This window comes from Streptomyces calidiresistens, from assembly GCF_014141525.1.
In the GTDB taxonomy this organism is placed as follows: Bacteria; Actinomycetota; Actinomycetes; order Streptomycetales; family Streptomycetaceae; genus Streptomyces; species Streptomyces calidiresistens.
Genome location: NZ_VKHS01000012.1, coordinates 1 through 24,891 on the forward strand (window position 1 = coordinate 1; position 24,891 = coordinate 24,891).

Consider the following 24,891-nt stretch of genomic DNA (forward strand, 5'->3'; position numbering starts at 1 on the left):
GCGGGGACCAGGGGGAGGAGGTCGGTGACGGCGGCCGTGCCGGCGGCGGCGTGCAGGCGCAGGGCGGTGCGCAGTTCCTCGCGCGGGTCGGCGGCGCCGGTGTGGCCGCGCGCGGCGAGCCAGGAGCGGACCTCCACCAGGTCGTACAGCGGGCTGCTCTCGGTGCCCCCGGCGGGGGCGGGGAAGTCCTCGTGCCGGCGGCGCCAGTTGCCGACGGTGGCGCGCGTGACCCCGGCGATGCGGGAGATCTCGGCGGCCGTCACGCGGGCGGCGGTGGGGGACGGCATGGCGGCACGGCCTCTCATCGGGTGCGGCGGGAGCGGAGGCGTCAACACTAGCCATCGAACATCACCCGCCGCAAGCGGTTTGACAGTGCTTTCACGGGCATGCTTGTCTCGGCACGTCGCCGGCGCCCGACGCGCCGTCACCACCAGGAGGGGGACTCCGCCATGCAGCTCACCATGCCCACCGCCGTCATCGAGGGGACGCGCCTGACCGTCATGCCGTTCCGTCCGGACGCCGTGATCGGAACGATGGGGCTGCCCACGCTGCTCCAGCTCGTGCCCTCCCCTCGTACCGAGGAGGACCCCCGCGCCCTGAAGTACGCCCCCGGAGCCGTCCGCCGGCACGCCGAGGTGCGCGGTTTGGTCCAGCGGATGCTGAAGGCCACCCAGAAGGGGCGCAACGTCACCTCCTACGCCTCCTACATCGCCTCCGGCGTCAACGGCGACCACGGTCCCGCCTGGTCCACTCCCCCGATCACCCTGTGGCTGGACGGGCAGCCCGGCGAGGTGAGCGAGGAGCTGGTGCCCGGCAGCGGCATTCGCACCATCACCGTGGTTCCCGGCACCCCGGTCGTCGCCATCGACGGCGAGACCCAGGTCACCGCCTGGCACGAGCTCTACGACGACCCGGGGCGCTTCGGCACCACCCACCAGGAACTCGCCGCCGTGCGGTTGCCCTTCGAGCTGTACTTCGGGCTCACCGTCGACGCGGCCCGGCAGATCTTCTACGACCGCAACGTCGAGGGTGTGCCGGTCGCCAAGAACCTCGCCATGTCGATGGACCAGCGCGACATCGGTACCCGCATCGCCCACCTCGTGGCGAAGCGGGTGAAGGTCGAGCACGAGGGAAGGGTCGTCTCCTTCGACACGCTGGTGCAGCGGCGCAAGCGGCAGTTGACCAAGAGCGACCCGGCGCTCATCACCCTCTCCGCGCTACGCGTCCTGGTGATCACCGCCCTGCACGGCCGGACCGGGCTCGCCCTGACCTCCGCCACCGTGCACGAGGACAAGCTGCCGGCGGGTGTGGAGCCCGAGCGGGCGACGCAGCGGTTGGTGCCGCTGCTGTCCGAGGTGATCCGGCGGCTGTACCCGCACCTGGTGGCGCGCTCGGCGGTCTCCGCGCCGGCGGTTCTCGCGGGCATCGGCATCGCCGCCCACCAGGCCACCGGCTGGGCCTCCGCCGGCCGGCCGCTGACCGAGGAGGAGTTGTTCGCGCTGCTGGAGCCGGTGCGGTGGGAGCGGAAGGCGGCGTACTGGGACGGCGTGGCCGCCACCGCCAACGCCGTCGGGGTGCTCAACTTCGGCGGCGGCGCCAAGGACTCCGGCGGCCGGGTCGCCGACGCCCTGCTGCACCCGGACACCGAGTACGGCCGTCGTATCCGCGGCCTGTAGGGCGGCGGGCGGTGTCACCCCCGGGGCCGCGGGACACATCCCCGGCTCCGGGGGCGTTCCCTCAACTCATGCCCCGGGACTTTCCCGGATCGGGGCGGGGATCTCCTCCTCGGAGCCCCCGCGCTTCGGCGTCCGCCACAAGCCCCATCGATCGGCTTTCCCCCCGGCACGCGAGGAGCCCTCTCATCGGCCGCCCTCGGCGGCACCGGGCGGGCACCGACATTTCCCGCGTCCGGGGAAGGCGTGGGGCCGGAACGATGCCCGGCCCCACGGCCCCCGTCAGTCCCCGCCGTCCAGGATGCCCAACGCGGCGTGGAGCACCGGCTCGACGCGCAGACGCGTGCCATCCCGGTCGAACGCCTGAAGGGCTTCCAGGCAGAGGACGGCCCGCCTGGCCACGTCGTCGGGAAGTCCCGCGAGCTCGGCCGCGGCCACCGTGTCGGCCTCGTCGTGCCACTCGGTTCCGAACTGGTCCAGGACACCGGACCAGGCGGTCCGAAGAGTGTCGTTCTCCAGGAACCCCACAGAGTCGACGAACCGTTCGGCGCCTTCCCCACCCCGGAGCCAGGTGCCCAGTTTCTCCAGCAACCTGTCCTGGTCGGGCTCCCGCCCCCGCAGTTCCAGAAGCCTGTCCAACAGGAACGGCCACCCCCCGGTCACTGCCGTCAGACGTGCCAGACGTTGGTCCGTTTCACACAGGCTGTGGCGCTGCGCCCAGTCCTTCAAACCACGCTGGTCGTGCCGGCGCAGCACGACGACGGTCTCCTCGTCGGCCCCGGGACCAACGAGGAGATCGGCCCAGAAGCCGAGTTGTCCCACACCCGAGACCAGGACGACCGACCTGGTGACGCCGGAGTCACGGGGGAGCACCGTCCCGGCCGCATCGAGCGACTCCCGGCAGGACTTCTCACTGCTCCCCACCAGGTCGCTGATGAGCAGACGCCGCTCACCGGCACGGCCGGCGGAGAGCTCCTTGCGGAACGCGTTGGCGCTGCCGATCGGTGGTACGGTCCAGCCGGCCACCCTTCCGGTCACCTCCCGCAGCGCCCTTTCCACATCGGCCACTCCGGTCGCCTCCGTACCGAGAACCACCCGGACCTGATTGCCCCCCTCCCCCAACAGATAGTCGATCTGATTGACGGTGAGCGGGGCGGATCTGCCGTCGAAGAGGTCCGGACGGCTCTCCAACACGACGGTCTCCTCGAGCCGGGACTCCTTGTCCGCTCCGAGGAGTCGCGCCTCGATCTCCTGGGCCGTGCCGATCATGCGCAGCGCGTTGGGCCCCCTCAGATGCCAGCCCTGACCGTCGTTGTTCGGGGCCAGGACACCGAGGCCGACCATCTCCTGCAGATAGGCACGGAATCCCTCACTGTCCAGGTGCTCGAAGCCACGGGGCCACCATCCGGCGCATTCCTCCCGCAGCTCCCGGTCGCTGAGTCGCGTCTCCAGGCCATTGGCCCGGGCATGCTGGGCCAGGACGTTGGCGATGACGTGATAGCGGTCATCAAGGGCGAGGGTGTCCTTGAATGCGGCGGTGATGTCCGAGCGCAGCGAGGCGTCCCGCTCCACCGCGTCCACGTCGGACTCCTCGATGGTGTAGGGAGGCGGGCCGAGGGGGGCGCGCGCCCGCTTGGCCTGCATGACCTCCACCATCCGGCTGCCGAAGATCTGCAACAGGAAGGGTTGGTAGGAACAGAATCCCAGGACCCGGTTCACCAGGTCCACATCGGCGAACTCGAAGCCGAGCGCGCGCATCGGGTGCACGAGCAGGTCGGCCGCGAACTGGGGAGCCAACGGCCCGACGACCGTGGGAGTCTGTGCCAGATGGCTGAAGGGCCCGTTGCGGGCCAGCCGAGTGAAGCGCTGCACGGAGTGCAGCCCGGCGAAGACCACCTTCGCCCGACCGCGGGAGTCCTCACCCAGACCGCGCAGACGACGGGTCTCCGTGCACTCGGGCACATCCGCTTCGAAGAAGCGGTCGCATTCGTCCAGGAGAATGAGCAACCGTCGGTCGGGATCCCGCTCGAGCCACCGGAGGATCCCGTCGGTGACCCTCCGCCACGGTTCGAGCCGGGTGTCCCGGCGGCGGGGTTCCTCGAGGACACCCTCCCTGACCAGTTCCCGATCCAGAGTGGGCCAGATGGCGTCGGCACCGAGGGCGATTCCCCGTCCGATCCCGATCTTGTCCAGGTTGAGGTAGAGCTTGCGGTGGGCTCCGGGACGCTGTTCCTCGAAACGGTCACCCGCGTCGGCGAGCAGTGCCGACTTGCCGAGACCCCGGCCTCCGTAGAGGATCTGGGTTCCTGCCGGGTCGTGGATGCTCTTGCGCTCGCGATCCCGCCCGTAGAACATCTCCCGGCCGATCTGACCGCGCTTCTCCTTGATGTAGGGGTTCACCGCGGAGAACGGCAGCAGTGTCTCCGTCGCGGCGTCCACCTGCCGGTTGCCGTGAGCGGTGAGATAGGCCAGAGCCGCGTCGTCGACGACCAGGATGGGCTTGCTGTCCCGGGACGCGGCCGCCAACTCCACCCGGGTCCCGCTGTCGAGGGTGCCGAAGTGCACGACCAGCAGACTGCTCTCATCGGGATCCTGGAGTATGCGGCTGATGAGCAGCTTCGCCGCGGGTCGGCCCCAGATCAACAGGGCCCGCAATTTGCCGCCGCGGTCCTTGATCTGGGACCCGAAGGCCGGGGCCCACGCCCGGCCGGTGACGTGCACCTCCGCCAGTTCGAAGAACCGATAGTCCTTACCCCGGGGAAGGTTGTCGAGGGGGCGTGCCTTCCCCGCCTCGAAGCCGAGCAATGAGAGCGCCGGGTTGAGGCTCGTCCGGGGGTTGATCTGGGTGCGATTGCTGGTCCCGGCGAGTCCGCTCCACTGCTCCAGAGCGGTGGCGGCGCGCTCGGCACCCTCCTTGGAGAGACCGGCGTAGTCGAGCATCGGGTGGTCCTCGTACCGGCCACGGGTTCGAACGGCTTCGATCAGCTTCTCGTCGATTCCCCCCGGCAGTGCGTCGGGGACGGCGGGGAAGAACGCCTCGAGGTGGGAGTCCTCGAACCTGATCTCCGGTACCGGCTCTCCGAGTTCCAGGAAGTAGACGAGTTCGGACGCGGTGGACAGGCTGTCGGTGTCCAGGTTGCGCAGGACCCGTTCCCGGTCCTCCCTGCTCACGTCCGTCAACGCCTCCAGTCGGGCGCGCAGTCGATCCGCGGCCTCCTTCCGGTACCTGGGAAGGAGTTCCTCGACCCGGTCGAGGTTTCGACGAACCGCGGCGAGTTCGTTCGGGGCATCCTTCTCCAACTTCGTCGCGGCGTCCGCCAGAAGTTCCTGGAGGTTGACGTCCTGCTCGACGGTGAGGGCCTCGTCCGCCCGGGATCGACGAAGACGGGCGGTCAGTTCCCGTTCCTTCCCGACGATCGCCTCATGGCGCTTCGCCTCGATGTCCGACAACCGTTCCCGCCGCTCCCGGGAGTGGGTCAGCGTGTGAGCGGCGGGCAACAGACCGATGTCGGCGAAGTGCAGGACCGTGCGCACCACCCCGAACTCGTCGCGTTCGAGCTGGTGGTCGATCGCCTCGTCCCATGTACGGTCCACCGCTCGAAGCACACCCTCGATGTGCGGTTTTCCGTCCGGGAAGGCTTCCGGCACCTTGCACAGCTCAATGTCGAGGACCTCCCGCACATTTGACTGCGACTCCGCGTCAACGAACCGGGAAGTCCCGTCGAGTTCGCCGATGATCTCGGCGAACAGCTCTGCCGCCACTACAGCAGTGGCTTTCGCCAGGGCGTCCGAGGTGCGTTCCGCCGCGGCGAGGTCCGCCGCGACCCGTTCGCGGAGGCCGAGCAGGGAGTGCCGCAGGGATGTGAGGGCCTGGAAGGCCCACTTGTTCTCCTCCGAGCGCTCCACCTCCAATTCACGCCTGATGGCGCGCCACTCCCCCACTGCGTCCCGTACCCGCTCCAGGTACTGACGCACGTGGTTACGGCCCGCCCCCTGGATACTCCGTCCTCCCGGGCTGCGGAGGCGTGTGTCCATCTGATCGATCTCCGATTCGATGGACGCTCGTCGACCGAGTGTCTCCAGCAGTTCGTCCGCACGCCGCTCGGCATCCGGAGCCCCGGTGACGATCGCGGTCAGGACGGCGCCGGCCAATCCTGTGGGCGCCGCCCATCGCTGCACCATGGCGCTGGCGCGCTGGAAGCGGAGCCTCGGTGCGGTGAGCAGGTCCCGGCAGCCGCTCACCGCCGTGCGCAGTCCGCTCTCCGTACGGGAGGCGTCGGCGACGACGGTGTGAAGCGGTGCGATGAGCAGTGCCCCTCGCAGAGTCGGGTCCGCCACCGTGGTCGCCACCTCGTGCAGGGCGCCCGGCAGCCGGGGGGCGAGCGCCTTCAGGTGTGCGCCCACCACGAGTGCCCCCGTGGCCAGAGCCGCACGTACCAAAGTGGGAAGCAGAAGCAGCGAGAGTTCGTCGGTGTCGGAGTCCGTGTGGTGGCCCCACTCGTGGAGCGAGTCCTCCATGAGGCGGGCCGCACCACTGTTCCGGAAACGAAGCAGCGGCGCCGTGGCGGCCAACCGCAGCACTCCGGCTTCGTTCCCCGACCGGTCGGCGGCCCGCGACAGGTGGGCTGCGAGGCCGAACCGCTTCTCGGTGATCAGACGGGCGAGTACGGGTTCGACGTTGCGCGCCGGAGAATGAGGGTCGTCGACAGCGGTGTCAGTTTCCGGCTCGGAGACGGAGTCCATCCCGGCCCTCTCCACCACCGGTTGAGGCGGCTCGCTCCTCGCCTCCGGGAGGGCTGCAGCGGAGGACCCGTCCCCCGCCCGGACGGCCTCGGCGGGCAGCTCCTCCTCCGGTCGCGCCTCCCGCTCATCCATCCGGGTTTCGGCCGCCGGTACCGCTTCCCGGGCGGGATCCTCCGACTCCGGATCCGACGCCGGCCCCGTCAACCGGGGGGAGAGCTCGTCATGCGTGTCGTGCGGGTTCCCCGTCGCTGTGATGTCCCGGTACAGGACGGCGGCAACGGCGTAGGGGGGATGGGCCACCGAGAGCTGTTGCTGAAGATCGATGATCGTGTGCTGCTCGTCGCTTCGGGTCCCCGTCTCGACCAGGCGTGTCAGGAGAGTGAGAACGCCGGCGCGGGTGTGGTCCTCATCGTTCCACTCCTCCTTCTCGAGCAGTGCTCCGGCACACGCCCTGGCCTCCGCGAGGACCCCGGCCACCGGGCTGTCCGGAGAACATCCGAAAGTCAGCACCGTGGCCACCCCCCGGCGGGCCGCACGCTCCCTGTCGTTCCTCTCCGCTTTCCCGCGAAATTCCTCCACGGCAGCGAGGATGTCGGCGAGGCGGTCCGGGACGCCGGTGACACCTGCGTCACAGAGGATCGTCCGCATGCGGGCGAACCCCGGAGCGACCGCGGTGAGCGATGTCAGATCCTCCTCCGCGGGTGGGTCTCCGCCGGCCAACGCGGCACACACCCGCTCCGCCGCCTCCTTCGCTTTCCCGAGGAGGGCCTCGAGCTCCGCCACACCCGAGATGAGACGGTCGGGGGAAATTTCCCGCCCGGGATCGCGGGTCTCCCGTGCCGAGATGGGCGTTCGGGGCCCTTCGGCCCCGGACGGGGTGTCGTCCGCGGCTCCACGGGGCACGGGAAGCGCCGTTCCGCCTCCGAGGGGTTCGGTCGATGTGCCATCAGATGACGGAGCGGGGTGGTCGAGGGCCGCGGCGGCTTCCCCCACCCGCCGCGCCGCTTCCCGCACGGCGTCCCGCACCGAGTCCTCCGCCCCGCTCGCGAACCAGTCGTGTTCGACGGCCCACCCGAACAGCAGGGCGTCGTAAGGAGACGCGTGGAAGCGGGAGAACACCGTGAGGTTCAGCAGGCGTGCTCCCCACCGATCCACGAGTCCGTGATCGGTGCGTCCGTGCGGCTGCTCGCCCGCACGGCGGGTGATGTCATCGGCGATACGGGCGGTGAGGTGGTGTACGACGTGCTCCCGGTCGGAATCCGACTCCATGCGGTGCAGCCGCTTGAGCACCTGTTCACTCAGCACCCGACCGAATCGCCGTGGCTCCACCTTGCGGAAACCGAGGTAGTACATGATCGCCTGCCGGTCCCCCGGCCCGAGGGAATTGAGCGCGAGCTCCGTTTCCTCGACGGTGAGCCCTTCGAGTTCCGACTCCCGAAACGGGGCGAGTTCGGCGAAGGCCTCGGCCAGCCCGTCGAGGAGTTCGGCCGGGATATCCGGTTCGGGGGGTGGTGGCCCCGCGACGGTGGGGTGAGTGGTGCTCATTCGGTACCGATCTTCCATATTGATGTGCTGTACGAAGTGCGTGGAGGGACCAGGGGGGATGACGCCCCCGCCCGAACACTGCGCTCGGCTCAGCGGCGCCGCGAGTGCTCCTCGACGAAGGTGTAGCCGCGGGGCAGCTCCCAACCGTCCGCCTTGCCGACCCGACGGCAGTGCTTGCGATAGGCGGCGCGTTGCGCGTCGGAGGGTTCACTGCCCGGGGGAAGTCGCCGCAGAAAACCGTGAACCGTGTGCTCGGCACCCGTGGACTGCGGAGGAATACCGAATCCGGGGGCCGAGCGCGGCTTCTCCACGGCCCTCGGCGCGTAACCGATCAGGGCGACCCCGGGTTCTCCGGGGCGCCCGGGATGGTGGGGTTCGCCGTTGGTATCGATGCTGCCGGTGGCCGCGTACAGGTGCCCTTCGGCGAGGAGCTCGTCCAGAGCCCGGTCCAGAGCGAGAATCTGGTGCGGGGCGGGCCTCGTGTCGTAGATGGCCCGGGCAAGCGTGGTCCGGACGAGCAGGGCGTGCCCGGTGGGCGTGAGACGACCGAAACGTCGTACTGCGCGGAGCACCAGCTGCCGGGTGTCGAGTCCGACGGAGGAGTCGCCGTCCCGATCGGTTCCCGGCGCTCCCTCACGGAGAAGCACGGAAGCGTCGTAATCATGAGAAACAGGCTTTCCGTCGATCTCGACGGGTACCTCCAGCTCGACCGTGTGAAGCCGGAGCACTCTCCCCCCACGTGGCCACTGGGCATGCAGGTTGATTCCCGGAAAGAAGTCGATAGGCCACCGAACTCCCCGGAGCATTCCGCTCTCCGGCTTCAGGTCGAGGGTGACCTCCTGCACCGCCTCGACCTCGTCCAGATCCCCCCCGGGGTGCTCGAGTTCCAGGCGCGCGGAAAAGGACTCCACCCCGGTGTGAAGGAGCTCCTCGCGGACCAGCGGACGCAGAGGCAGTCTGTCCTCCATGAGGTGTGCGAGACGCAGGGGGATCTTCCAGCGGATCTCGCTGTCGCCGATCCTCAGGTCGGTGGACCGACCGAGCGCGGCGTCGTCCCGGAGGGGGAGGTCCACGAGTGACGCCTCCGCGACTTTTTCCTCCTCCACCACCGTCGGTGGCCGAGTGGCATCGGAAGGTGGGTCCACCACACTCCGCCAACCGCGGCCCGCCGCGTGCAGGGGATCGCCCGGTTCCGGCTCCTCCGAGCCCGGGTGGTGGGAGCGCCAGATGCCACCGCTCTCGAAGTCGTCGTCCAGGGTGATGCGGGTATCGCTCTTGACGCGCAAACCGTGGTTCGTGTCCCGACGGATGAAGTCCGTGACCGCGAGATTGGCCCGACATACCGAGACGGCGTACTCCATACCGGTCAGCAGGGGGCCGGCACCCTCCACTCCACGCAACCAGGGTCCAACGGCGGTGTATACCGTACGGGAGCCGTTCACCCCGTGCCGCCGACGGGTCGGCGGGGCAGCTCCCCGCTCCAGGGAACAGACCAGGGCTCGGAGATCGGACCCGCCCAGGGGAGCATCTCCGCTCAGCGCCCGCCCGATGCACCTGCGGGTCAATACGTAGTGGCCCCAGCGCCGTAGGCTTTCCCCGGTGCGCAACGCGTGATCGACCACCTCCAGCAAACCGACCAGGGCGGCTCGCAGCCCTTCCTCGGAGCCATCCTCCACGAGATGGGCCACGGACACGGGAACGTGTGGGCTGAGCAGTGACTCACGTCGGTGGGTGAGCAGATGCTGGAGGAACGCCTCCATGTCGTCGAACGCCGCCTCCTGCGCGGAAGCGTACCGCGCGTCAACGATGACGTGCCCGTCCTCATTGAGCCACCTCCCCCGCGTCCGAAACCGCTTGAGCCTGGCCTCGTCGGGTTGAAGCGTCGGGCCGAAGGCTGTGAGATCGGGCACCAGAAGTTCGCGACGAACAGGATGAGAGGCTCCCGGGGAGTCCTCGGGTCCCCGCGCTCCGGGAGGCGCGCCGGACACCCATGCCGGCACGTCCGCGTCCTCGACCCGGGGGTGGTGCCCCTCCTTGTAAAGGATCTCCGCGTACAACGGATCGGCGCCGGTCCTGATCCGGACGAGCGCTCCCACGGGAAGTGCCGGTACCTCATCCCCCAGGGTCAGGGAGGGAAAGGCATCGATGTCGAAGGGGCCCTTCCCGTAGCCCTCACCATCGAGCTCGTATCCGAAGTAGGCGGCGTTGAAGGCCACCGCTGTGTGCACTGGACAGCCTCGTGCTGCGACCATCGCCTCCAGGTAACGGCGGAGCCGTTCCATCTCCTGCGGAGGAGTGGCCGCGGACCCGCCGGTCATGGCGCGGGTGAGGACGGGCTTTTCCTCATGAGGCCGCCAGACGGTTGCCTCGGCCCCGGTGGTAATCGTCACACTCCACCGTCCTTCCCGTTCGCTCCGCTTGCCATCGGTCGTGTCGGACGGATGGCACGCCAGAGACCGTCCTCATTCCCGGTGGCCATCCCATCGGCTGCCAACCTCCGCAGACTCTCGCCGACCTCCGCGTAGGAAAGGTCGGCGCGGCCTCCGAAGTGACGGCTGTCCCGTATCACTTTCGGCAGGGGAATCAACTTTCGACTCCTCGGGTTGTAGGAGGACTCATCGCCGCGCAGGGCGTGCCAGAGCCGACGGGGGTGGGCGCCCCGGGGTTGAAGCTGCAACAGCCGGTAGATCTGAAGGTCGACACGCCGATTGCGCAGAGCGGTGTCGGTGCGACCGGCGGCGCGGGAACGGGGGGTGAGAAATGCCGTGGCGACGGCCGGGCGTCGCTCCTCCACCGGCCAGTGGCCGGTGTCCCAGCAGGCGGAGCAGCGACACCGGGCGGTGGTACAACAGTTCTCCGGGATGTCGGCCACACCGAAGTAGTCCGCGAAAGCCCGCTGGGCACAGAGGTTGGATCGGTCGAAAAAGCCTTTCAACGCCGCCAGTTCCTCCGCCGCGTGTCGGCTCCGACGGCCGAGCAACGAAAGATAACCCGCGGGCGGGGTTCGGGCGCGCACGGCGACCCCGGTGACCAGATGACGGCTGGGCGCGGCCGAGACATCCAATAGACCACGATCGTGCAGATCGGCGAGGAGCTCCCAGCCGGCCGCGGGCCCATCGGCGATCCCACGGTATCCGGGGCAACTGTCCGCCAGGTCCCGGTCGAGTAGCCGGACATCCACTCGATTCGGGGTATCCCACGAGAGGGCACGGTCGATGACGGCCCGTTCGATCCGTGCGGTCTCCGCCTCCTCCCCGGCACCTGCTGTGTGTCCAGCCCGTTCGGGAGTCTCCCCTACCGTTCGCAGCTCCCCGGGCTTGACCGCGCAGTAAGGCGGGTGGTCGCCGAGGTCTTCGACGGCACCGAGGTCCGCGAGCGCGCCGAAAGCTCTCATGACACCTTCCCGGTAGCGCTCGCGGGTGTATCGGTCCTTGATCTCGCTCCCGCTCAACACTCCGGTCGCCAGGTCCTCCTCCATGAGGGTGTCGGCCAGGCGAACCGGATCGAGCGTGCCATCGTGCCGGCCGAGGACGAGTTCACCCATCCGTCGCAGCAGGGAGGGGGAAAGTTCCTGTCCGGTCATGAAACGAACCATGCGAAGCCCTCGACTCGTGGCCAGGGCGAGCCCACTGTTGACGGGAGTCCCGTCCTCCACCTCGCGACCCGCGTCATCGCGCCCGGCCCGTCCCAGTTGTTGGTGGAGCGCGGCCAGGTCGGTGGGCGGGGACACGCACATGACGGTGCGCACGTCGGGCCTGTTGACGCCCAGCCCGAACGCCGATGTGGCGACGATGACCAGGGGAACGAAGCCCTCGTCCCCTTCGTGCGGTGCCTCTCGGAACTCCGTCATCACAGCGGCCTTCTCCGCCTCGGTGAGACGGCCGTGGAACCGCAGGACCCGTACACCGGTATCACCGACGTACTCGCGGAGATGGGTGTAGAGGGTGTTGACCTCTTTGACGGTGAGGCAGTACAGGATGGCGTGACCCTCGAGCACATCGATCACCCGCTCGACCAGGCCCGCCACACCGCCCTGCCCGGGACGATCGAGGGAGCGGCGGAAGAGAGCCAGCTCGGGACGGATCGGATTCTCCCGAACCGTCACGAGTCCTCCGACGACGCCGGGCCGTTCGGCTTCCCTCGCCGCCTCGGCGGAACCGGGCTCGGATGCCTCCGCCGGCAGGGCGAACACGCCTTCCCGCAAGGCCTCGTGCACGACACGATTGGCGGTGGCGGTCACGGCTGTGACCGCCACCCCGTGGTCACGACGGAGTACGTCCAGAAAGCGACAGGCTCGGCGCATGCTCGGGCGGAAGTCCTCCCATTGCGCCAGGGTGTGCGCCTCGTCCACGGCGATCCGGGTCAGTCTCCCCGCCGCGGCGGCGGCCCGTACGACCTCGCGGAAGCGTCGTTGACAGAGGCGCTCCGGGCTGACGTAGACCAGCCGGATACCGTGATCTGCCCGGCCGAGGAGCTGGTCGGCCACCTCGGTCTTGCCGGCTCTGCTGCTGGACTCCCGAAGAGGGGAGATCAAAGCCCGGACCGCTCCTCCGATGGAGCGATTGAGTTCGAGCGCCTGGTCGTGCATCAGGGCGACGAGCGGGCTGACGACCAGGGTGACACCGGGCAGGACCAGGGCGGGCAGTTGGAAGGTGAAGCTCTTCCCGAAGCCAGTGGGCAACAGTCCCAGCACGTTGCGGCCCTCGGCCACAGCCGTGATGACGGCTCGCTGGGCCGGTTTGAGAGCCACCGGCTCATCGGAGAGTTTCAACAGTCCGCCGATGCGGGCGCAGCGCTCCAGGAGTTCCTCGGCGAGGAGCCCCCGCTTCCGGAGTTCCATCTCCTCTTCGGATGTGAGGGCCAACTCCCGGATCCTCCGGGTGTGGGGCAGGAGGGCTTGTCGTTCCAGGGCGTCGTCCGTGCACAGTTCGGTGACGCGAGCGGGGTCCAGAAGTCCCTGATTCGCCATGAACTCCCAGATGCGGCGCCATCCCTCGGTCATGGTGGTGACGTTGTCGCCGCCCACATCGCCGGTGTCCGGGTCATCACGTCGCAGCCCTTCCTCGAGGCTGCCGAGGAAGGCACGTCGATAAGAGCGGCGCAGGCTGCTCTGACCCGCCAGTTTGCGGTCGCTGATGACGACGACCCCACGATGCCGATCGGATCGGATGAGCCGACCGACAGCCTGTCGAAGCTGAAGCGCGGCCAACGGCAAGTAGTAGTGCTCCGTGGCGGCACCATCCGGATCGGGGTGGCCTGCACGCTCCGCACGTTCCGCGACGGCCGCCCGTCGGGCCTCCACCACCGGAGCGGCATACGGGGCGAAGGGAAGCTTGTTGATCCATACCAGTCGCAGACGCTCGGCGTCGGAGACATCAACCCCCTGCCACAGCCCTTTGGTACCGACGAGGAATCCGCCGCCCTCACGCCGGTCGATGAATGCCTGGTGGGCACGCCCGTTTCCCAGGGTGAGGGCTTCACAGACCGGGGTGCCCAGGGCCCGGGAGCGCAGCTCCTCCACGAGGTGGAAGCCGATGCCCGCCGCTGTCGAACGGGCGGTGGTGAGGATCATGCCCCCACCGTCGAAGCCGTTCCCGTCGGCACGCTCCCGTGTCATCACAGCCGCGAATCCCGCCACTTGGTGGGCGACGGTGCGAAGTGCACCCTCCTCCTGCTCGGCCCAGGAGGGGAAGTCGGAAAAACACACCACTTCTGCCTGGTTCCGGAGGTCGAAAGGCGAGGGCAGGGCCAGAGCCGGCAGGCTTTCGGACAGTCCGAGACGACTTCTCAGGAAATCCCACCGGCCTGCGACGCGGAGGGTCGCGGACACGTAGTGGACCCGGTCGAAGGACCCCAGGTAGCGCCGCCATTCCTGGTCCTCGGGTAGGTCGATGGGGCTGCTCGCGATGCGGAAGCGGTGGGAACGCAGTTCCGTACCGGGCTCGACCAACTCCTCCATGTGGACCACACGCGAGGAGACGGTCCCGTCAATCGTGGTGACCGGGTCGAGGAGAACGGCGAGATCGGAGGTGATCCGATCGATGGCCGTGGTGACCGAATCGGTGTACGAGGCCAATGCTTCCAGCCGCTCCCGGGCCGGCGGACCGATACGCGCCGCATGGTGGGTGATGTACCTCTCCAGCGCGATGCGGCACTTGGCCAGGGCCATGGCCAAGCCGTGCAGCAACGAGGAGAGTCGACGCACATCCCGGCTGACGGCGGTGCCGCTGTACGGACTGGCGAGCGTAGTGGCTCGGCCACCGATCCGCACGCCCACTCCCTTTGCACGGGCGTCGAACAATTGTGCCGCAATTCGGGGCAATCGTTCGTCGTCGAGCAGACGATCCAAATCAGCGATCACCGAAACGGCTTCTTCCCGGGCCGTGCCGGGTTCCGCCTCCATCACTCGGGCTTGGAACTCCGAAAGGAGTGTTTCCAGATCTTGATAGTCCACCGCAACGGTCAACGCCGATGTGGCGGCATTCTCCAATTCGTGTGCCTCGTCGACCACCAGGAGTACATCCGAGCCGAGGGCACGCAGGTCATCCACATGGGAGAGGACGAGCGCGTGGTTGGCGAGGACGAGGCGATGGCCGTTGATGGCCTCCCGGACGGTATCGGTGTGTCCGGCCAGTGGATTCCCCTCGTCGGGAGCGTAGTCGCCGTCCCGCTGGGATAGCGCCTCCAACCAGAAGGACAGGCCGGGACCGATGTAATCGGTGAAGAAGGGCGGCAGGTCGACCGGATCCACCGATCTCGCCGTCCAGGAGTACGGTGGTTTCTTCGCCGCGAGTACGCGCAGAGCCAGGTAGACGGCGAGCTCACGGAAACGAAGCCGGTGGAAGAAGTGGGCACGTCTCCCGACCCTGCCTCTGGGCGACGGTGGGCGCGTGGCCTCAGCGAGAGCTTTGGTGAGAGCTGCCAGAGAAAGCCGGTTGGATTTTCCCTTGACCAGGTCGGCGATTCCGAGGAGACCGGGGACGGCGCGCTCCAGATCCTGGACATCCTTCGCCATTTGGCTCTGCAGTTGCTTGGTGTAAGTGGCGATGACCGCCGTTCGGTGGTCCCCACCGGCGAGCCAATCCAGGGCTGCGGCGAGAACGGCATAGCTTTTTCCGGTACCGGTGGGAGCCTCCAGCAGACCGCTGACACCACTGTCGGTCCACTCGTGCAACTTCCTCGCCATCTCCTGTTGGGCCGGCCGCGGTTCAACCCGGGTACCGTGCACGGTGCGGGCGAGGGCCGTGGGATCGACTCTGCCGTCGGGGCCTCGAAGCCCGGTCGGGATCGAGACACCCGCTCGACCCGCCGGTGCCACCCCGGGGGTTCGACGGGGAGAGCAGCCGAGGAGTTCGGCGCCCAGCACGCGCGCCACATGTGCCTGGTCCCGAGCCGGTGGTGTCTGTTCGGCGACCCTTCTCTCGCCGGCGAGTTCACGCACCAGCCGCCATGCGTCCGAATCCGGGCAGACATCGGTGATCAGCTCCCGCAGTTCAACTGCTCTGGCTGTGTACTCGACGGCTGCACGTTCGAGCAGACGGACGAGCAAAACCGCATCGCCCTCAGCCGTATGGGCCCGCAGGTCCGTTCGGGCCAGCTCGAGTGCTCGTGCCAGATCCTGAAGCCGATGGGAAGGAGCGGTGGGCCACAGGGCATGGGAAAGGTACAGGGCATCGACCGTCCGGATTCCGGCAAGCGGATCCTCGACACCGGCCGCTATCGCCGCCTCCCGCACGAGGCCGAAGTCCAACCCCGTTCCGTTGTAGGCGATGACGACATCGGTGTCGACAAGCCAACCACGCAGTTCCGTCCATGCCTGCTCGGCGGAGACCCCCCGGCGCAATACGGCGTCCTTCACCTCGCCGCTGCGCAGCAATTCGGTGTCATCACGGAAGCGGAGGTGGCGCTGCCGGCGGGGCGATGCCGCCACCCACCTCGTATCGGCGCCCAGTCGGATGGCAGCCACGTCGTAGACATGGCGTTCCACGTAGGGAGCGCTCGCGGTGGTGCGCACGACACTCTCGACGTCCAACGCCACGGCCCGCAACTCGGAGGATGCCCGCCACTCCCTCGGGCCCCGCGACTCTTCCGTCCCGCTCCTCGGCGATGGTTCACCCACTCGTTCCCGGGGAGGCGCAGTGGCCGTGAAGCGACCGCCCGACGTGACCAGCAGGCCCCCCTGTACCGCCTCGGTCAGCAGTTTTACCAATCTGGGGCGGGGCAAGCGGGTGAACTGCTCGCTCGCTTTCACGGCCAATTCCTGCTCGGACATGCCCGATGGGTGAGCTCGCACGAGGTCCACGATCTTCCTCGCCGCCGCCGAGACCCCACCCTCACCGTTCATAACACCCCTCCGCACGCATGCCTCCGGATCACGGCCGAACTCCACACCGCCCCGAGGGCTGCGGCTCTCTCCTCCAGGAGGCCGCACCCGTTGCCCCACCCCAACCACACAGCCCGAGAGTGATTTTGTCGGACTTTTAGCGAGATCGTGGATCAATAAGAAATTTACCGCAAGGTGAATGACCTATCGACTTCATAACACCTCATACCGCTCGCAACCCCCCCATACAGACGCCGGCACCTCGCAGACGGCGGGGCCCATGCTGGACAGCCGCGCCACACCCCGGACCTGCAGCACGGAAGCACCAGCGACGATGATCAGCCGTTCGGCATTCTGGCGCACCAAGGCCCATCCCGGAGAGGAATCGCACAAATCGATCGCCGACCGAGGGGTCCCTGGACTTCCACCCACCACACACTCCACGCCTAAATATTCTGACATGAGCTAAAATATCGGACATTCAGTGCATGCCATTCCAGGGTGCCGGAACCCACAAGCCATCGGCTCCAGCGGTACGAGTCGAGAACGTCCCCGGGAAGCCGCGACCATCATGGGGTGACGAAATCACCGTGACGTACCCCGTCCCGCTCCGGTGCCTCGGCGGGCTTCCGATTCACCGGCCCACGGCCCGGCTGCTCGGCCGCCGATGCGTGATTCCCCACCGAGCGCCCTCCCGGAGCACCGCTCCCCACCCCCGGACCCTCCGATACGATCCGTGCCGGCAGACCTTCCCGCGGACTTCGAGCGACCGAGGACAATGGGCTTATACAAGGACGTCTTCCAGGGACAGGGCCCTTCCCTGGTCTCCTTCCTCGGCGTCTCGGCGCTGCTGTGCTGTGCTGTGGGTCTGCTCGCTTTCGTGGCCCTGCGCGGACGCGCCGCCCGGCCACTGGCCCACGCGCTGCACGCGGCCGCGATCAGCGGCGTCCTGCGCGTCACCCTCCTCTCCGACTTCGGGCACCAGGAGACGGGGGAATGTGTGATCGGCAAGGACCTGCTGGAGGGCTTCACCACCCAGCAGGGAATCGCCAACCTGCTCCTGTTCCTCCCCGTCGGCCTCCTGGGCACCCTCGCCACCCGCCGCCCCGCCGGCATGCTGCTGTGGAGCGTGCTGCTCACCACCGGAGTCGAGATCACCCAGGCCATCGTTCCGGGAGTGGCGCGGGTCTGCGAGACCGGCGACCTGGTGATGAACGTCTCCGGCGCGTGGATCGGCGTGCTGCTCGCCACCGGATGGAGTGCCATCCGTCGCCGACCGCTCCTCGGTATGCCTTTCGGTTCGCGGGCCGTATCCGTGATCGCCGCCGTGATCGCCTTGGCCCTGACCACTGTCGCGCTCACCGGCATCAGGCCCGTGGTCATGGACTTCACCGCCGGGGAACGCGAGGCCACGGAGGAGCAGCACGCCGCCGTGACGGAGCACTTCCTCCTTTTCCTGAACGGTGCCGTGGAGATGCCCGGGAAGGAGTTCGTCCGCTACGGCGGAACCCGGGAGGGCGGCACCGTGAGCGTCGATCTCGCCGAAGGGATCGCCGGTCTCGACTGGCCGGGCGGCCTGCGCTTCGACGCGGCCTTTCCCCGAAGGGCTGCCGCTGCCGCCGGGGCCGGCCCCCATCACCACGGCGGAGCAGGCCGAGGAGGCGGGGCTTCGGTACCTCGACGCGCACACCGTCCCTCCGATCGGGGGAAGTTACATCGAGGTCGCCCCACACGCCCCGAACCAGTGGCGCGTCACCCGGGTGAGGGTGGTGGACGGCGCGGCCATGCCGGCCCGGGTGGAATTGCTGCTCCGCTCGGACGGCCGTCTCGTCCATCTCACCGCGGACACCACCCCGGACCCCGATCTGCCGCCCGTGGTGATGACCGAGGCCGACGCCCTCGCCGCCGCCCGCCGGCACGCCGGCGTTCCGGCCCCCGAGGAGTCGACCGCCGGCCTCGTGGCCGAGGAGGTGGACGGTGAGTGGCGCCCCGTCTGGAGCGTGGAACTCATCGCTTCCGGCACTCGCCGCCTCGTCCGGATCGACGCCGCCGACGCCGAACCGATCACCGTCGTGGAACGTCCCCATCACACACCCTGAACACCGCCGGTCGAACCGTGCCGGGATGTGCGGGGCTCCGGCGTCCGGGGGCCTCCGGCGAAGGAGAACCATCGGCACTGCGGCAGCACCCGTGGAGACCCCGACGAACTACGTGCCCGGGCCGTGGGGTTCGCTCCACGAGCCGGCCGATCGCCCACATCGCGAAGATCCCGGGCCTCCCCGGTGGCTTCCCCGCCGTCGGGGGTCACCCGGACGGGGTGGGATGCGGGCGGTGGGCGATCGGCTGACCGGCACCGAGCAGGACAAGTCCGACTCGGCCACGCCGTGTGGCGGGAGGGGAGGAGGAACAGCCCCGATGGATGAGATCGCCTCCCTGCGCCGGCGGGTGCGCTCCGACGTCCTGTGGTGGGGCTGCGTACTGCTGTTTCCTCTGAGCGGCGCCCTGACCCTCGGCCTGGCAGCCCTCCGGGCGCACCAGCGGCATTCGCCACAGATCCACTCGTGGGGGCCCGAACCGGCATCGGGCACCGAATGGCTGTGGTCAGTGGTGGATTGGCCGGTCACCGTGGCGGGCGGGGTCACCGCGGCCGTGGTGCTCATCGCCGGCGGCGTCGCGCTTCGGTTGCTCGTGACCGAGCGCACCATCCGCAGGGCCCACCGGGGAGGAAGCTGATCGAGGGGGTCGGCGTCAGTGGCGTTCGAGGGTCCAGTCCCGGGCGCCGGTGTCGTTGCAGTGCCACTGGCCGACGTTGGCGCCCCGGTTGGTGGAATTGTTCGCCCCGTCGAGGCAGAGGTCACTGTGCACCCCGACCGGGTGGTGGGCGCCGTTGCCGAGCGGCTCCACCCGCCACTGCTGGGAGGGCTCTCCGGTGCACGGCCCCATCCGGACGTTGCCGGCCAGCTTCGTCTCGCCGTTCGCCACTTCCGGGCAGTTGCCCGGGATGGAGAGGGTGAAGGTGTTCGGAGTGCCGGTCGCGCCGAAACGGAAACGCTGGGCGGCCGTGGTGCCGCAGGTCCACTGGTAGGCGGTGACTCCCGAGGAGGTGGGGGCGGAAACGGTGTCCAGCCACGGATCGGATCCCGTGCCGGTGTGCAGGCGGTAGGTCGCGCCGGCCGCGAAGGTCTCGGCCGACCGGGGCTCCGCCTCCGCGTCGGCCTCCTCCGCCGGGTCGGGATCGGACCCGGAGTCGGTTTCCGGTTCCGTGTGAGGGAGGGCGGAAACCGCAATGCCGACGGCTCTTCGGTGGAGGCCACCGTCTCGATCCGGTCGCGCCCCTCGGGCCACACCGCCCCTGCCGCCGCCACCCCGAGGGCGAGGGCCGTCGCCCTCGGATCCGGTCCGATGGGCCGCTTCGCCCCATCCCGGCGGTCGACCGCGAGGAAGGCTCCGGGTCGGGGACGGTGCGTCGCGGTGTGTCGGCGGGTACGTCTCCGCGGCGGCCACCGGTTCGGGCTCGACCTACTGCTGAACGGCCTGGAACGGAGGCACGGGACGGAACCCGCGGCGTGACGGTGCGCCGGTCCGGGCCTCCGGGGAGCCGGCCGTCTCCCGCCGGGTCCGGTGCGCGTCCCGGGGCTCGGTGGGGCGCCACCGGCCGCCGGCCGGTCGTGTTCCTCCGGCGCGCGGCGGAGAAACCCGCTCCCGGGTGCGTGCGCCACGGCGCGTACCGATGGGGGTGGTCGCCTCCCGAGTGCCGTTTACCCGCCCCCGTCCGGGGAGCAGTTACCCCGTCATGGAATTCAGGAGAAGCAGGATAAGAGGGTGGGGGAACTCCCTTCCCGGGGACATCCGCCCGATGTTCCGCCCCGGAGCCGTCGCACCACTTTCGGGGCATCGGGCCGGACGCGGTGCCGAATCGGTCGGGGGTGAGGGCTGACCGTGGCCCCGGAGCACGAGCTGCGGCTGCCGGAGGAGACCATGAGGGCGCTCGGGCACCGTGTGATCGACGCGATCGTCGATCACCTCACCGGGATGGCGGCGGGGCCGGTCGGGGGCCGACCGACCGAAGAGGTGATGGCGCGGCTGGCGTCCGAGCCGTTGCCCCGGGCGGGAGCCGCCGACCCCGGGAAGGTCCTGGACGAGGTGCACGAGTTGCTGCGCACGGGCAACACGCACCCCGACCACCCGCGGTTCCTGGCGTTCGTCCCCGGCCCCGGCACCTACACCGGCGTCCTGGCCGCGGCGTTGGCGGCGGGGTTCGCCGTACCGACCGGTTGGCGCCTCACCGGGCCGGTGTCCACGGCCGTGGAACTGACCACGATCCGGTGGCTGGCCGGTCTGCTGGGGCTGCCGGAGGGAACCGGTGGACTCTTCGTCTCCGGTGGTTCGACGGCCAATCTGACCGCCCTGACCGTGGCCCGCGAGGAAGTCCTGAAGGGAGAGGGAACACACCTGGGGACGGCCTACTGTTCCGATCAGACCCACTTCTCGGTCGAGCGGGCCCTGCGGGTGCTCGGTATAGGGGCCGACCGGGTGCGCCGCCTGCCGGCGGACACCGGGCAACGACTGGCCCCCGGACCGCTGGCCGCCCGGGTGGAGGAGGATCGCCGCGCCGGTCTGCTTCCCTTCGCGGTGATCGCGAACGCGGGCACCGTCGGCACCGGTGCCGTCGATCCGCTTCCCGAACTCGCCGCCTTCTGCCGGGCCGAGGGATTGTGGCTGCACGTGGACGGGGCGTTCGGCGCGGCGGCGGCCCTCGTCGAGGAGGGTCGGGCCGCGCTGGCCGGTCTGCCCCTGGCGGACTCGCTCTCCGTCGACCCCCACAAGTGGTTGTTCCAGCCCGCCGAACTGGGGTGTGTCCTGCTCCGCTCACCCGCCGGCCTGCGCCGGACCTTCGGCGTGTCGATGCCCTCCTACCTGGCGGGGGCACATGCCTCCGGGGACCCGCTCCCGGACCCGGACGAGGGGGTCGACTTCATGCACCACGGCATTCAGCAAACCCGTGAGTTCCGGGCGCTCAAGCTCTGGCTCTCGTTGAAGGTGTTCGGTGCCGACGCGTTCGGTGGCGCGGTCGCCCACGGTATCGACACCGCCCGGCGGCTCGGTCGGTTCATCGACTCCCACCCCGGTACGGAGCTGGTCACCCCGCCGAGCCTGGCCGTCCTGACCTTCCGCTGCGTCCCGGTGGTGGGGGAAGACGTTCCCGACGAGTGTGTGGACCGGGCCTGCCTCGACCTGATGGCCGAGGGGGACGCGCTGGTGATGCCCACCACCGTCGCCGGACGACGGGTCTTCCGGATCTGTACGATCAATCCCCGCACCGACTTCACCGAACTGTGCGAGGTCGTCGTTCGCCTGCACGAGCTGTGGTCCGCCCGGGCGGAGGCCGCCGGGGACGCGACGGCACGCACGCCGGGAGGGCCCGCGTGACCCCGCCCCTGGATCCGGCGAGCCTGCACGCCGAGGCGAGTGCCGCCACCGGTCTCCACGACTTCGGCGAGCCCACCCACCACGAAGCCCTGGAACGACTGGTCGAGGCGCTGAACACCGAGGCCCGTCTGAATGCCCGGGGCGTCGCCGAGGTGCGCGGGACGCTCCGGGCCGCCCTGATCAACCGTCTGCTGCTGCACCGCTCACCGGCACCGCCCCCGATCGGGGCGGGGACCGGCCCCGTGGTCATCACCGGGCCGCCCCGCAGCGGAAGCACCTTCCTGCACACCCTCCTGGCGTGTCACGGGGGACTGCGCGCGCCACGACTGTGGGAACTCATGCACCCCGTCTCGCCTCCCGGCGTCCCCGACTCCGTGTTGATCGAGGCCACCCGACGCCACGTGGCGGCCTACTACGCGGCGGCGCCGGCGATGCGGGACATCCACCCCATGCGGGCGGAGGGGCCGGAGGAGTGCGAGTACCTGATGACCACCGACTTCCGCAACACCGTCCTCGGGCTCATCGGTTACCGGGTTCCCGGCTACGCCGCGTGGCTCCTCGACCAGGACCTCACCGACGCCTACCGCCTCCACCGACTCCAGTTGCGGGCGATCCTCGCGCGCCGACCGATGCCCCCCGGCGGCCGCCTGCTGCTCAAGTGCCCCTCCCACATCTGGCACCTGCCCTCCCTGGTCGCCGTCCATCCCGGTACCACCCTCGTCGAGCTGCGCCGCGACCGGCGGCAGGCCACCGCGTCCGCGTGCAGTCTGGCTCTGCACGCCCGCCGCAAACGCAGCGACGAGGTGGATCCCCTGGAGATCGGCGAGCAGCTCGACCGCGCGCTTCGGCTCGGGACCTCCCGCCTGAACTCCTTCACCGCCGCACCCCCGGCCGGCGTGACCCACGTTCCCGTCGACTACGAGGACCTGGTCCGCGACCCGGTGTCCACCGCGCGGCGCCTCTTCGGGCTGCTCGGCCTGCCGGACGTCCCCCCGGCGCTGCTCGACCGGCATATCGAGCGGTGCGCACGGCGCGGTCGTCACGTCTACTCGGGTCGGGATTTCGGTCTCGCCCCCGACGCGTCCGCCCACCGACCGGCCGCCGACCGGTGAACTCCTTGACCCCGTCACGACCACCGGGAGGCATCGGTGTTGCGCTACCCCTTCGAGCGTGAGAACTGCCTGTCCCCCATGCCGCATCCGGAGCTGCCGGGCAGGTCCCGTCCGACCCGGGTCGTGATGCCCAGTGGGCATCCCGCCCACCTGGTCACCCGCTATCGGGACGTGGCCCGGGCCCTGGCGGACCACCGTCTGAGTCGCCGGGGGATGCTGGTCGCCCCGGGCGGCCCCCGCTTCACCCCGGCGGACATCGACGAACCCGGCCTGCTCGGGCTGGATCCACCGGATCACACCCGTGTCCGCCGGCTGTGCGCCCCGGCCTTCCGTCCCGGCCCGGTCGGCGCCCGGGCCCCGGGCATCCGGGCCCTGGCCCATCGGCTGCTCGACGGGTTGCGCGCCTGGGCCGACCCGGTGGTGGACCTGCACCACGGCTTCTCGCTGCCGCTGGCCACCGCCACCACGGCCGACCTGCTGGGCATTCCGTCCGACGACCACCCCGCGCTGGTGCGCTGGGCCCGGCAGAAGCTCTCCCTGACCGGCCTGCCGCCCGAGCGGGCCCGGGCCGGTCACCTGGCGCTGCGCTCCCACTTCGAGGCCCTCGCCCTCGGCTCCCCGACGCGTCGTCCCCGCGCGGGAATGATCGCGCTGCTCGCCGGGGCCCACGCGGAGGGACGGATCGGTCGAACCGAACTTCCGGCGGTTCTCGTCAACCTCTTCGTCGCCGGACACACCACCACCTCCGCGGTCCTCACCAACGGACTGCTGCGTCTGCTCGTCCGACCCGCCCGGTGGTCCGCCCTCATCGACGAGCCCGCGCTCATCGGTCCGGCCGTCGCGGAGATCCTCCGCCACGACGTCGCCGGGGACATGAGTCTGCCCCGCCTGGCCACCGAGGACCTGCGCATCGGGGAGACCACCGTCCGGGCGGGTGAGGCGGTGATTCCCGCACATGCCTATGCCAACCGGGACCCCGAAGTGTTCGACCGTCCCGACGAGTTCGACATCACACGCCGGCCCGCCCGCAACCTCGCCTTCGGCCACGGTCCCCACCACTGCATCGGCTCCGCCCTCGCAGTGCTCGAACTCGAGATCGCGCTGACCGCCGTCACCGAGCGGTTCCCCCGTCTCCGCCTCGCCGCCCCGCCCGGGACCCTGCCGTGGAACAACGGCTCCCTCACCGGAGGAGTGACAAGCCTCCCGGTACACCTGTGATCGCGTCCGGCGAGGAGACCGCGGGGGGACCACCCGCGCCGCGCGCGTCAGTCCTTTCGTGGAAATTGCCCGGGCGGGCACAACCCCCCGACCGCGGAGCGGACCGGGGTGGGGTCGAGGGAACCGGCGCGTCGGACTTCGGGGGTCCGTGCCGCGCGGGAGCGATCGCGCGGCACCGGGGTCAGTCCCCGGTCGCGCGCAGGGCCCGGACGGTGGGACCCAGCTCGGGATCATCGGTGAAGGCGTCGAGGGCGGAGGACAACTCCTCCGCGTAGGTGGTGCGGGCGGCACGGTAGCGCTCCCGCCCCTCGTCGGTGATGACGGCGTAGACCCCGCGCCGGTCCGAGGGGCACAGGTCCTTGTAGGCGAAACCGGCCGCCTCCAGCCGCCCGACCAGGCGCGTCACCGAGGACTGTCCCAGCCCCACCCGGTCGGCCAGGTCCTGCATGCGCAGCTCGCTCTTCTCGGAGTGGTGCAGGTGCTCCAGGGAGCGGTACTCCGACAGCCCGATGCCGTGCCGGCGCTGCAGCGCGAGGGCCAGTCTGCGCTCGACGTGCGAGTGCAGCATCAGGATTCGGTGCCATACGGCCCGGTCGGATGCACGCGGAGGTGCGGCGTGCGAGGTCGTCATCGCTGTCTCCCTGGGTCGCCGTTGACAACAAGATACATGCTCATGCAAACTCCTGCCGTCCCCCGACCACGCGATCCGGGGCACCCGGGCCGTTTTTTACTTGCAGGTACAAGCAACCTCATGGAAGGAGGTCTCGTGCCCTCGAGACCCACCCATCGCTCCCGGAGCGCGGACGCGGACCGGCCGGCGCCCACCGCTTTCGACCCACCCCCGGGC

The 24,891-nt window shown here is 69.7% G+C and carries 13 protein-coding genes; 7 read left to right on the top strand and 6 right to left on the bottom strand.

Translation table 11 applies throughout. The annotated features are described in order from the left end of the window. Positions 1 to 305 (bottom strand): helix-turn-helix transcriptional regulator (locus FOE67_RS01340; RefSeq protein WP_369075281.1); only part of this gene is annotated, 305 nt, incomplete at its 3' end. A 144-nt stretch (positions 306 to 449) separates the two neighbouring features. Here FOE67_RS01340 and FOE67_RS01345 point away from each other — a divergent pair. Then, the gene (locus tag FOE67_RS01345) at positions 450 to 1,676 is read left to right on the top strand and encodes a DNA sulfur modification protein DndB (protein ID WP_182659887.1); all 1,227 of its coding nucleotides are present in this window, start codon (positions 450 to 452) and stop codon (positions 1,674 to 1,676) included. Between the two features lie 279 nt (positions 1,677 to 1,955). Here FOE67_RS01345 and FOE67_RS01350 read toward each other — a convergent pair whose 3' ends face one another. From FOE67_RS01350 to FOE67_RS01360, 3 genes are all read right to left on the bottom strand, one after another. Continuing rightward, the gene (locus FOE67_RS01350) at positions 1,956 to 7,961 is read right to left on the bottom strand and encodes a hypothetical protein (RefSeq protein ID WP_182659879.1); all 6,006 of its coding nucleotides are present in this window, start codon (positions 7,959 to 7,961) and stop codon (positions 1,956 to 1,958) included. Between the two features lie 89 nt (positions 7,962 to 8,050). Further along, the gene (locus FOE67_RS01355) at positions 8,051 to 10,279 is read right to left on the bottom strand and encodes a hypothetical protein (protein WP_182659880.1); all 2,229 of its coding nucleotides are present in this window, start codon (positions 10,277 to 10,279) and stop codon (positions 8,051 to 8,053) included. 68 nt (positions 10,280 to 10,347) lie between these two features. After that, complete coding sequence (locus tag FOE67_RS01360) at positions 10,348 to 16,233, bottom strand: DEAD/DEAH box helicase (RefSeq protein ID WP_182659881.1); 5,886 nt, start codon at positions 16,231 to 16,233, stop codon at positions 10,348 to 10,350. A gap of 787 nt (positions 16,234 to 17,020) precedes the next feature. Between FOE67_RS01360 and FOE67_RS01365 the strand changes: the two genes are divergently transcribed. From FOE67_RS01365 to FOE67_RS01370, 3 genes are all read left to right on the top strand, one after another. Further along, complete coding sequence (locus tag FOE67_RS01365; RefSeq protein WP_182659882.1) at positions 17,021 to 18,265, top strand: VanZ family protein; 1,245 nt, start codon at positions 17,021 to 17,023, stop codon at positions 18,263 to 18,265. Next, complete coding sequence (locus tag FOE67_RS29930; protein ID WP_267133284.1) at positions 18,255 to 18,383, top strand: hypothetical protein; 129 nt, start codon at positions 18,255 to 18,257, stop codon at positions 18,381 to 18,383. The genes FOE67_RS01365 and FOE67_RS29930 overlap by 11 nt, the downstream gene beginning before the upstream one ends. Before the next feature lie 316 nt (positions 18,384 to 18,699). Continuing rightward, complete coding sequence (locus tag FOE67_RS01370) at positions 18,700 to 19,017, top strand: hypothetical protein (protein WP_182659883.1); 318 nt, start codon at positions 18,700 to 18,702, stop codon at positions 19,015 to 19,017. Between the two features lie 15 nt (positions 19,018 to 19,032). Here FOE67_RS01370 and FOE67_RS30215 read toward each other — a convergent pair whose 3' ends face one another. After that, the gene (locus FOE67_RS30215) at positions 19,033 to 19,629 is read right to left on the bottom strand and encodes an RICIN domain-containing protein (RefSeq protein ID WP_182659884.1); all 597 of its coding nucleotides are present in this window, start codon (positions 19,627 to 19,629) and stop codon (positions 19,033 to 19,035) included. Positions 19,630 to 20,223: 594 nt separating this feature from the next. Between FOE67_RS30215 and FOE67_RS01380 the strand changes: the two genes are divergently transcribed. The 3 genes from FOE67_RS01380 to FOE67_RS01390 are packed head-to-tail and all read left to right on the top strand — an operon-like array spanning position 20,224 to position 24,044. Then, positions 20,224 to 21,714, top strand: a complete 1,491-nt coding sequence (locus tag FOE67_RS01380) for a pyridoxal-dependent decarboxylase (RefSeq protein ID WP_323384002.1) — start codon at positions 20,224 to 20,226, stop codon at positions 21,712 to 21,714. Next, positions 21,711 to 22,826, top strand: coding sequence for a sulfotransferase family protein (locus tag FOE67_RS01385; RefSeq protein WP_323384004.1), 1,116 nt, complete (start codon positions 21,711 to 21,713; stop codon positions 22,824 to 22,826). The genes FOE67_RS01380 and FOE67_RS01385 overlap by 4 nt, the downstream gene beginning before the upstream one ends. Before the next feature lie 36 nt (positions 22,827 to 22,862). Continuing rightward, positions 22,863 to 24,044, top strand: a complete 1,182-nt coding sequence (locus FOE67_RS01390) for a cytochrome P450 (protein WP_182659885.1) — start codon at positions 22,863 to 22,865, stop codon at positions 24,042 to 24,044. Positions 24,045 to 24,225: 181 nt separating this feature from the next. On the opposite strand, the gene FOE67_RS01395 is transcribed toward FOE67_RS01390, so the two are convergent. Further along, positions 24,226 to 24,675, bottom strand: coding sequence for a MarR family winged helix-turn-helix transcriptional regulator (locus FOE67_RS01395; RefSeq protein WP_182659886.1), 450 nt, complete (start codon positions 24,673 to 24,675; stop codon positions 24,226 to 24,228). Positions 24,676 to 24,891 lie beyond the last annotated feature (216 nt).

Coding starts and splice junctions, on each gene's coding strand:
- FOE67_RS01345 (WP_182659887.1), top strand. CDS start 450: ATGCAGCTCACCATGCCCACCGCCGTCATCGAGGGGACGCGCCTGACC.
- FOE67_RS01395 (WP_182659886.1), bottom strand. CDS start 24,675: ATGACGACCTCGCACGCCGCACCTCCGCGTGCATCCGACCGGGCCGTA.
- FOE67_RS01355 (WP_182659880.1), bottom strand. CDS start 10,279: ATGACCGGCGGGTCCGCGGCCACTCCTCCGCAGGAGATGGAACGGCTC.
- FOE67_RS01360 (WP_182659881.1), bottom strand. CDS start 16,233: ATGTCCGAGCAGGAATTGGCCGTGAAAGCGAGCGAGCAGTTCACCCGC.
- FOE67_RS01370 (WP_182659883.1), top strand. CDS start 18,700: ATGGATGAGATCGCCTCCCTGCGCCGGCGGGTGCGCTCCGACGTCCTG.
- FOE67_RS01350 (WP_182659879.1), bottom strand. CDS start 7,961: ATGAGCACCACTCACCCCACCGTCGCGGGGCCACCACCCCCCGAACCG.